Here is an 8,644-nt window from a genome sequence, read left to right as displayed (position 1 = left end):
CCGTCACTATACGGGGAGAAGTGCCCGGCAGGGCGATGAGGGGCGGCGCCGACTTTGCGAGAAAACAACCGACAGCCGCTCTATGCGTCGACATATAGCATCGCCATAGCCGCGAACACGATGCCAATCGGGGTTGGACCGCTACATCGACGGGACTGCCATCTGGTCGCGCCCTTTGCCCTGATATATCCGGCTGCAATCCGTCACATGAGTGAAGCCGTGAAGACATCCAGCCTGACCGGCGCCGTTTCCCCGATGATCCCGGTGCTCGTATGCGCGCTGGCGATCTTCCTGCTGTCCGGGATGGATGCGGCGATGAAGATCCTGGTCATCGCGGTCGGCGTCTACAACACCTTGCTGTGGCGCAGCATGGTCGCGACCGTGGTCGCGGGCGCGGCCTGGCTGGCGGGACCGCGCCTAAAGCCAACCGTTCCGGTGCTGAGGCTGCATGCGCTGCGTGCCGCGATTGTCGGCGTCGTCCTGATATCCTTCTTCTGGGGCTTGGCCAGGCTGCCGCTCGCGGAGGCGATCGGGCTCAGCTTCGTGGCGCCCCTGTTTGCCCTGTTTCTCGCCGCGCTGTTGCTGGGCGAACGGATCCGGCGCCAGGCTGTCTGGGCATCGCTGGCCGGCATTGCCGGCGTCGCCATCATCATGGCCGGCCAGTTCGGGCAGGCAGACTATTCGCAAGATGCCATGCTCGGCACGGCGGCGGTGCTCGTGTCGACGGTGTTCTACGGCTACAATCTGATCCTCGCCCGGCAACAGGCGCAGTTGGCCAAGCCGATCGAGATCATGCTGTTCCAGAACCTTTGCGTTGCCATCCTCCTCGGCCTCGCAGCACCCTGGCTCGCCGTCGCCCTGCCGAGCAATCTTTGGCTTCCTTTGGCCGGGGTGACGGTGCTGTCGCTCGCCGGGCAGTTCCTGATGAGCTGGTCCTACGCCCGCGCTGAAGCGCAATATCTGATCCCGACGGAATACTCGGCCTTCATCTGGGCGGTCGCGCTCGGCTGGTTCTTCTTCGGCGAGGAGGCGACCTGGACCACCTTGGCCGGAGCATGCCTGATCGTCGCCGGCTGCCTGATCGCCGCGCGGGCCAATCCAAGGCTTGCCGAGCCCATCGAAATGGCGGTTTGAGCGCCGACGTTCAGCGCCCTGCAGGTTCGCGAAATACCCCAGTCTCCACCTCGTGGATGAAGTGAGCGATGAGAGCCGCGCATTGGCGATGATGCGTTTCGAGAAGCATGTGTCCGCTCTCAAAGACATGGATTTCGACTGCGTCGAGGTCGCGGCTGTAGGCCATGATCTCGTCCAGCGCGAAGAAGGCGTCGTGCCGTCCCCACAGCACGAGGCATGCTGGCTGTTGGTCGCGGAGATAGGCCTGGATGGCCGGGAAGCGGGCGATGTGCGAGCCATAATCGGTGAAGAGTTCGAACTGAATGTCGGTGTTGCCGGGCCTCGCCAGGCGCTCCGTATCCAGATGCCAACCCTCGGGCGGAAACAATACCTTCAGACGCTCGGGGAGACCGCCGATATATTGGTTTCGGGTCCCCTCGAAATTCATCCAGTCCGGCAGTTTGGCGCGGTTTTCTTCAGTCGGTTCGGCGAAGAATGCCTTCGGCGCGTCCCATTCCGGTCCCAGCCCCTCGTCATGAGCATTGCTGTCCTGCGCGATCAGGCCGAGGATGCGATCCGGCTGCCGTGTGGCGAGATGGTAGCCGACAGGCGTGCCGAAGTCAGTGATGTAGAGGAAGAATCGCTGGATGCCGAGGGCCTCGACGAAGGCTTCGATCGTGTTGGCCAGGTTCTCGAACGTGTAGTCATAGGCATCGATGGAAGGGGCGGACGAAAAGCCGAAACCGGGCAGGTCCGGCGCCACCACATAGGCTGTCTCCGCCAGCGGTTCGATGACATTGCGATAGACGTGCGACGAAGTCGGATATCCGTGCAGCAGCAGGATTGCCGGTCTGCCGGGGTCGCCGGCATGACGGTAGAAGATGTCGAGGCCGTCGACATTGATGGTTTCGTGGTAGGTCTTGTAACGATTGCTGCACATCCTCTCTCTCCCAGTGGTCCGCGCCGACCTGGCGGTGCTATGGGTTCGACACCACGTATCCCTGTGATAGTGGTTACATCATGTAACCGTATAATTCGGTTAATGAGGTTATGTTCCGTGGGCGATGCATACACCGAATGGGTGCCGGATCACTTCATCGGCGGGCATCCCGCTTTGGACCTGTCGAATGCCGTGTTCGACCGGCGGGCGCCGGCAGCTGATAATGAACTGTTCAAGTCCGTCCGGGATGTTGCGAACTGGTTCAACGCCTCAGGGCTTGCTGACGATCGCCAGGCGCAGGCCGTTGCCGGGATAGCGGATGGGCGGTTCGTGGAAGGGGTCCGCGAAATGCGGGAGGCGTCATTTCAGGTTTTCGAGCCAATCGCCGCGGGCAAACCGTCTGCGGCCGAACCGCTTGGCCTGTTATTCTCGCGCACGGCAAGCTCGCTTGCCGCCGGCTCTATCGAACTGGATGGCACCAGACCGAAGCTTGCCCTTGCCCGGTGGCGGGACCCGGACGCCATCACCGCGTTGCTGGCTATGCTGTCCATCCAAGCGTTCTTCACCCTGCCGCGCGACAGGCTGCATTCCTGCCCTCGCTGTGGCTGGCTTTTCCTCGATACGTCGCGAGGCGGCAAGCGGCGCTGGTGCAGCATGCGCACCTGCGGCAACCGCGAGAAGGTGTCGCGCCACCGAGGTCATGCCCATGCCTAGACCCGGGTTAGGCACGTCGCTTGCTGCGGGCAGGACGGATGCCGGCGCGTCACTCCGGAAGACCGGCCTTGCGAAAACCATCGACGAAATGCTCGAGCGTAGCGGCGTCGCGGAATGGCTCGGTCGTCGCCCAGTGATGGGTTGTGAAATGCGGGTTGCCGACGAGGAACAGCTCGGCCTCCGAGCGCGCTTCTTCGAGCCGGCCGAGTTGGGCCAGGCTTGCGGCCAGGAAACGGCGTGAGCTTGTGCGATAGGTCTCGTCACGGCGCAACGTCTCGATAGCGGCTTGGTAGTCGCGCGCCGCATATTGCGCCTGGCCGAGCGTCAGATAGTACCAGCTCGCCGGAAACGGGTTCAGCCGGAACGCCTTGCCGATGTGCTCGAGGCCTTCTTCGACCCGTCCAGCCAGGACCGCGATGTCGGACAATGCCGCCCAGGTGTCGGCCTCGTTCGGGTCGAGCTCGATCGCCTTGGCGAATTCCGCATCCGCTTCAGTGAAACTGCGCTCATAGGCAAGCAGATAAGCCAGGATCCAGCGACAGCCGGCATCGTTGGGATCGATCGCCACGGCCTTGCGCGCCAGCTCCAGGGCAACGCTGCGGGCAGCCTCGGTTGGTCCGCCCCAATGCACCTGTCCCATCCAGTGGTTCATGGCAAGCCAGCGATAGGGCTCGGCGTAATCAGGATCGAGCGACACCGCGCGCGTCAGCATCAGATGCGCTTCCTGCGCCATCTGCGGCGAATCGTCGATCAGCTTGCGCGCCCGCACGCAGAGATCGTAAGCCTCGAGATTGCTGGGTCGGTTGCGCGGCGGCGGCGCGCGCAGACGGCCAAGCAACGCCTCCACAATCTTGGCCGTAACCTCGTCCTGAACGGCAAAGATATCGTCCAGGCCGCGATCGAAGCGTTCCGCCCACAGATGGTCGCCGCTCACCGCGTCGACCAGCTGTGCGTTGATGCGCACGCGCCCCGCGGCGCGTCGTGCGCTGCCTTCCAGCAGGTAGCGCACGCCAAGATCCCCGGCGATCTCGCGCACGTCCATCGCTTTTCCCTTATAGGCAAAGGTCGAGTTGCGGGCGATGACGAACAGGCCGGAGATCCTGGACAGGTCGGTGATGAGGTCTTCGGTCAACCCGTCCACGAAGGAATCCTGCTCGGGATCGTTGCTGAAATTGACGAAGGGCAGCACGGCTATCGATGGTTTGTCGGGCAGCGGCAAGGGTTTTCGCTTGGCCTCGCCGAGCTGTTCGACGGCCCCCGTGAAACGGTAGCCGACGCGCGGAACGGTGGATATCCATTCGCCGTTCTCGCCGACAGGACCAAGCAGCTTGCGCAACTGCGCGATCTGGACGGTGAGGTTGCCTTCCTCCACGGCCGTGCCCGGCCATGCAGCGTCCATCAACTCGGCCTTCCCCAAGATTTCACCGGGCCGCCCGACGAGTGCTGCAAGCAGGCTCAGCGCGCGATAGCCAACGGCAACGGGGACGTCGTTCCGAAGCAGCGTTCCCGCACCCGGATCAAGCACGAACGGACCAAAGGCAAAACGCGATCCCTGCATAGGCGCATCTATAGAGCAATTCCAGGAAAAGTGTGAAGCGGTTTTCTGTTCGGAATTGCGTCAAAACAAAGGGTTAGAGTAGTTTGCCGTTTCCGTGAGCCGGTGAACTGCTCTGGCTCGTTTGGAAGTTTTGAGAACTATTTGGGAGGGCTTAATTACGGCGCCGTCCGTATCGCGCAGAATTCAACCTCATCGAGAGCCCCAGGCCCTCAAACCATATGGAGGTTGCCATGACCAATACACTTGCATCAGCCCAGCGTTGTGCAGCGCGACCGGGAACGCCCGTGCGGCCGGCATCGCGCCGGCTCCTGAAGACCCTGCGAAGCATCATAGCGAGTTGGCACGATCGGACCTGGCGCGAACGGATACGCTTTCGCTGGCAACTCAGGCAGATGTCGAAGGACAATCCGCATCTGATCGACGATATCGGCCTGACGATACAGCAGGTCGAGGGAGAGATCGCCAAGCCCTTCTGGGAACGATAGAGCGAATGCCGCAATTGCGTCGGGCGTCAGCGCACCGCCTCGCGATGGGCGCCCAAACCGAGGTCGCTTTGGGCGACATGCATCAGAGCGCATCCATATGTACGCCATTGGCAATCTGAGTGCAGCCGGGCAGGCCGAATTGCTCGGCCCACAGACATAGTGAACCTGCTGCTGCGTTGAGCGCCGCGCCGCGTTCTGTCAGCGAATAGACTACTTTCGCTGGAACCACGGAAAAGACCTTGCGGTCGACAAGGCCGTCCGCCTCCAGTTCTCGCAATTGTTGCGCCAGCATCTTTTCACTGATGCCAGAGAGCGCCTGTTTCAATCGACCAAATCTGCGCGACGCCGTTCCGAGTTCGCAAAGGATATCTACTTTCCACTTTCCTTCGACCATCCTGACGGCCGCTGCAAAGCCATTGTCCGCGGAATTGTTCATCGCGCGTTCCTTACCTTCTGGTGACCACTTACGCCCGGGTGCGTATCGCGCGCCGCTCGTTTTGACATACCTCTCAAGACGATCACAGCAAAACGCGGTCTGACGCCGCCAATTGATATGGAGTGTGGAATGAAGCTTTCAATCACGGTTATTGGAACGGGCCGTATGGGCTCGGCGCTCGCCGGCAGCTTGCTTCAGTCCGGATACCCGACGACTGTCTGGAACAGAGCCAGACAGAAGACCGATCCACTCGCCAGGCTGGGCGCAATCGTCGCGCCCTCCGTCGAGGAAGCCGTGAACGCAGGCGAGATCATCATTGTGAATGTCAGCGACTATGAGGCGACAAAAGCGCTTCTCCAAAGTGACGCCATCGCCTCAGCCATTCGCGGCAAGCTGATCGTGGAGTTGACTTCCGGGACGCCAAATGGCGCACGGGAAGCCGCTGATTGGTATAGGGAGCACGGCGCAAGCTACCTTGATGGCGCGATCATGGCGACGCCGGATTATATCGGCACGGACGCCGGAACCATCCTGCTTGCCGGGCCAAGGGCGGCTTTCGACACGAACCGCGATGTGTTTCGCGCTTTGGGTGGCAATGTTCAGCACGTTGGCGAAGAACCAGGGCGTGCGAACGGGCTCGATAGCGCACTACTGGCTATCATGTGGGGCGCTCTGTTCGGGACGCTCCATGCGATCGCCGTGTCGCAGGCCGAAGAGATCGAACTCGGTGAACTGGCGCGGCAGTGGTCCGCGACGGCGCCGGTCATTGACGGCCTGGTGACCGACCTCATCAAGCGGACGAGCGCTGGCCGATTTGCCAGCGATAACGAAACGCTCTCGTCGATCTCGGCGCACCACGGCGCAATGCAGCATCTATTGGAGGTGATGCAGTTCCGCGAAATCGACCGTTCAATAGTCGATGGTTATGATGCGATATTCAAACGGGCCATAGCGGCGGGCCACTTGCACGATGATTTCGCCGCGCTCTCGAATTTTCTGGCGACAGGGAAGTAGCATGCCTTTGACGCATCTCATTGATAAGTATTGTGCATCGTGGTCCACCGAAAACGCCGGGAAGCGGCGGGTGTCGCTGTTATCGATCTTGAGCGATGGCGCGACGTATACCGATCCAACCGTTCACGCAGTTGGTGCTGAAGAACTTCTAGCCCACATTGCAGGAATTCAGAGCGAGTATCCGGGTGCATGCATTCTGCGGACCAGCAACGTGGATGTTCATCACGGCGTCGCGCGCTTCGCGTGGAAGTTTGTGATGCCTGACGGTTCGTCTTTACCCGAGGGCCTGGACATCGCTTTTCTGGATGAGGAGCAGAAACGGATAACGCGCATCATTGGCTTCTTCGGTTTGTTGAAACCAGCTCGATCTCTGGCAGAGGGCGGCGTCAGCTAACCGGTCAAAAGCTGACATTCGAACATGTCAGCGCACCGCCTCGCGGTGGGCGCCGGGCAGGCGGGTGGCGATCAGCTTGTCGATGCGGCGGCCGTCGAGATCGACCACCTCGAAGCGCCAGCCCTGGGCGTCGACGCATTCGCCGGTCGCCGGCAGATGGTGCATGTGCGACAGCACATAACCGGCGACGGTTTCGTAATCGCGGTTTTCCGGCAGGTCGATGCCGAGAATGTCGGCCATCTCGTCGGCCTGCATGTAGCCGGCGAGCAGCCACGAGCCGTCCTCGCGCTTGACCGCGTTCTCCTCGTCGCCGGCGTCTGTGTCCGCGCGGAACACGCCGGTGATGGCTTCCAGAATGTCGGCCGGGGTGACGATGCCTTCGAAATGGCCGTATTCGTCATGCACCAGCGCCATCGGCACGTCGGATTCCTTCAGCTTCTGCAGCACATCCAGCGCGTCGGCCTGGTCGTAGACGATGGGGGCTGCGCGCACATGCCTGCGCGGGTCGAGCACGCGGCCGGCAAGCAACGCCGCCAGCACGTCACGCGTCTGGACCACGCCGACCATGACGTCGACGCCGCCGTCGCCTGCCGGCAGGCGCGAATGCTGGGTTTCCATGAGCAGCTTGCGGATGGCCGCCTCGTCGGATTGCAGATTGATCCAGTCGACCTCGGTGCGCGGCGTCATCACCGCGCGCACGGCGCGGTCGCCAAGCCGCATGACGCCTGCGATCATGCGCCGCTCGTCGGATTCGATGGTGCCGTGATGCTCGGCCTCGGCGACCAGCATCTTGATCTCCTCATCGGTGACCTTCTCCTCGCTTTCGCCGCGCTGGCCGAGCAGCCACAGGATGGTGCGGCCGGAGAAATCGAGCAGGAAGACCAGCGGCGCCGAAACGGTGGCGAGGATGGTCATTGCCGGAGCGACCCTGGCGGCGACCCGCTCTGGGTCGCGCAAGGCGATCTGCTTGGGCACCAGTTCGCCGACGATCAGCGAGAAATAGGTGATGATGGCGACGACGATGCCGACGCCGAGCGGATCGGCGACGGTCTCGCGGATGCCGGTCGAGGCCAGGAACTGCGCCAGCCGTTCGCCGAGCGTGGCGCCGGAAAAGGCGCCGGAGAGGACGCCGACCAGGGTGATGCCGATCTGCACCGAGGACAGGAACTTGCCGGGATTGGAACCCAACTCGAGCGCGCGGCCGGCGCCATTGATGCCGCGGTCGATCATCGCTTTCAGGCGGGCCGGTCGCGACGAGACGATGGCAAGTTCGGACATCGACAGAAGGCCGTTCACACAGATGAGGACGACCACGATAGCGATTTCTACGTATAACATGAGCGGTCAATAGCATTGCGGCGCGGTCTTCGAAAATAGTCCGACGTGATTTTTGAGAAATGACCGGTATTTCGGTCACGCGGCATCCCAGGGCGGCGCCGAAAAATGTTCGACGAGGGCGTCGACGACAACCCGTACCTTTGGCGTGAGCGCGCGCGTTACCGGCCAGACGGCATGCACGACGATGTTCTCGACCAGGCAGTCCGACAGCACCATTTCGAGATCGCCGCTTTTGAGGCTGTCGGCGGCCAGCCATGTCGGCAGGAAGGCGATGCCGCAGCCGGCGAGCGCTGCATCCAGCATCGGTTCGCCATGGCCGAGAACGAGTCGCGCCTTGGGCATGAAGGTTGCGAGATGGCCGTCGGAATGCCTGATCACCCAGGGCCGGACGATGCCCTCGCGACCGTAGCCAATGACGCTGTGATCGGCGAGATCCTCGACCGATTGCGGCCGGCCATGCCTGTCGAGATAGTCGGGAGCCGCGCATATGGCCGAGCGCTGGGCGTAGAGGCGCCTGGCCGCAAGCGACAGGCTGTCGTCGAGTTCGCCCATGCGGATCGCCAGGTCGATGCCCTCCTCGATCAGGTCGACGCGGCGGTCATTGAAGGAGACTTCCACCGTCAGGTCCGGAAATTTCCTCGAAATCTCGAAC

The 8,644-nt window shown here is 62.2% G+C and carries 10 protein-coding genes; 5 read left to right on the top strand and 5 right to left on the bottom strand.

Annotation, left to right across the window (positions count from 1 at the left end):
- The first annotated feature begins 207 nt into the window (after nucleotides 1-207).
- Nucleotides 208-1,134 carry a DMT family transporter gene (locus tag EOC06_RS26820; RefSeq protein ID WP_128309198.1) on the top strand — a complete coding sequence of 309 codons (927 nt, stop codon included), beginning with the start codon at nucleotides 208-210 and terminating at the stop codon, nucleotides 1,132-1,134.
- Nucleotides 1,135-1,144: 10 nt separating this feature from the next.
- Here the strand turns inward: EOC06_RS26820 and EOC06_RS26815 are convergent, their stop codons facing one another.
- On the bottom strand, nucleotides 1,145-2,053 hold the full coding sequence (locus EOC06_RS26815; RefSeq protein WP_128309197.1) for an alpha/beta fold hydrolase: 909 nt from the start codon (nucleotides 2,051-2,053) through the stop codon (nucleotides 1,145-1,147).
- A gap of 117 nt (nucleotides 2,054-2,170) precedes the next feature.
- Between EOC06_RS26815 and EOC06_RS26810 the strand changes: the two genes are divergently transcribed.
- Nucleotides 2,171-2,767 (top strand): CGNR zinc finger domain-containing protein, encoded by a 597-nt coding sequence (locus EOC06_RS26810; RefSeq protein WP_128309199.1) that lies wholly within the window; start codon nucleotides 2,171-2,173, stop codon nucleotides 2,765-2,767.
- Between the two features lie 49 nt (nucleotides 2,768-2,816).
- Here EOC06_RS26810 and EOC06_RS26805 read toward each other — a convergent pair whose 3' ends face one another.
- A complete protein-coding gene (locus tag EOC06_RS26805) occupies nucleotides 2,817-4,325 on the bottom strand; it encodes a winged helix-turn-helix domain-containing tetratricopeptide repeat protein (protein ID WP_128309196.1) in 1,509 nt (502 codons plus the stop codon).
- Between the two features lie 230 nt (nucleotides 4,326-4,555).
- On the opposite strand from EOC06_RS26805, the gene EOC06_RS26800 reads away from it, so the two are divergent.
- The gene (locus EOC06_RS26800; protein ID WP_127318578.1) at nucleotides 4,556-4,810 is read left to right on the top strand and encodes a DUF1127 domain-containing protein; all 255 of its coding nucleotides are present in this window, start codon (nucleotides 4,556-4,558) and stop codon (nucleotides 4,808-4,810) included.
- An 82-nt stretch (nucleotides 4,811-4,892) separates the two neighbouring features.
- Here EOC06_RS26800 and EOC06_RS26795 read toward each other — a convergent pair whose 3' ends face one another.
- Complete coding sequence (locus EOC06_RS26795; protein WP_128309195.1) at nucleotides 4,893-5,246, bottom strand: helix-turn-helix domain-containing protein; 354 nt, start codon at nucleotides 5,244-5,246, stop codon at nucleotides 4,893-4,895.
- 129 nt (nucleotides 5,247-5,375) lie between these two features.
- Between EOC06_RS26795 and EOC06_RS26790 the strand changes: the two genes are divergently transcribed.
- Both EOC06_RS26790 and EOC06_RS26785 read left to right on the top strand, forming a co-directional pair.
- Nucleotides 5,376-6,260: an NAD(P)-dependent oxidoreductase gene (locus EOC06_RS26790; protein WP_128309194.1), complete on the top strand. Its 885-nt coding sequence runs from the start codon at nucleotides 5,376-5,378 to the stop codon at nucleotides 6,258-6,260.
- A gap of 1 nt (nucleotide 6,261) precedes the next feature.
- A complete protein-coding gene (locus EOC06_RS26785) occupies nucleotides 6,262-6,654 on the top strand; it encodes a nuclear transport factor 2 family protein (RefSeq protein WP_128309193.1) in 393 nt (130 codons plus the stop codon).
- A gap of 27 nt (nucleotides 6,655-6,681) precedes the next feature.
- Here the strand turns inward: EOC06_RS26785 and EOC06_RS26780 are convergent, their stop codons facing one another.
- Together EOC06_RS26780 and EOC06_RS26775 are read right to left on the bottom strand one after the other, a co-directional pair.
- Nucleotides 6,682-7,992 (bottom strand): hemolysin family protein, encoded by a 1,311-nt coding sequence (locus EOC06_RS26780; RefSeq protein WP_127295019.1) that lies wholly within the window; start codon nucleotides 7,990-7,992, stop codon nucleotides 6,682-6,684.
- A gap of 75 nt (nucleotides 7,993-8,067) precedes the next feature.
- Nucleotides 8,068-8,644 (bottom strand): LysR substrate-binding domain-containing protein (locus tag EOC06_RS26775; protein WP_245470101.1); only part of this gene is annotated, 577 nt, incomplete at its 5' end.

Source organism: Mesorhizobium sp. M7A.F.Ca.MR.362.00.0.0, from assembly GCF_004023175.1.
Classification (GTDB): Bacteria; Pseudomonadota; Alphaproteobacteria; order Rhizobiales; family Rhizobiaceae; genus Mesorhizobium.
Note: the sequence above shows the minus strand (reverse complement) of the source record. Positions and strands in the feature narration are given on the sequence as shown.

What these genes read in the sequence shown, in the direction of transcription:
- EOC06_RS26820 (WP_128309198.1), top strand. Translation starts at nt 208, where the DNA reads ATGAGTGAAGCCGTGAAGACATCCAGCCTGACCGGCGCCGTTTCCCCG.
- EOC06_RS26815 (WP_128309197.1), bottom strand. Translation starts at nt 2,053, where the DNA reads ATGTGCAGCAATCGTTACAAGACCTACCACGAAACCATCAATGTCGAC.
- EOC06_RS26805 (WP_128309196.1), bottom strand. Translation starts at nt 4,325, where the DNA reads ATGCAGGGATCGCGTTTTGCCTTTGGTCCGTTCGTGCTTGATCCGGGT.
- EOC06_RS26800 (WP_127318578.1), top strand. Translation starts at nt 4,556, where the DNA reads ATGACCAATACACTTGCATCAGCCCAGCGTTGTGCAGCGCGACCGGGA.
- EOC06_RS26795 (WP_128309195.1), bottom strand. Translation starts at nt 5,246, where the DNA reads ATGAACAATTCCGCGGACAATGGCTTTGCAGCGGCCGTCAGGATGGTC.
- EOC06_RS26790 (WP_128309194.1), top strand. Translation starts at nt 5,376, where the DNA reads ATGAAGCTTTCAATCACGGTTATTGGAACGGGCCGTATGGGCTCGGCG.
- EOC06_RS26785 (WP_128309193.1), top strand. Translation starts at nt 6,262, where the DNA reads ATGCCTTTGACGCATCTCATTGATAAGTATTGTGCATCGTGGTCCACC.
- EOC06_RS26780 (WP_127295019.1), bottom strand. Translation starts at nt 7,992, where the DNA reads ATGTTATACGTAGAAATCGCTATCGTGGTCGTCCTCATCTGTGTGAAC.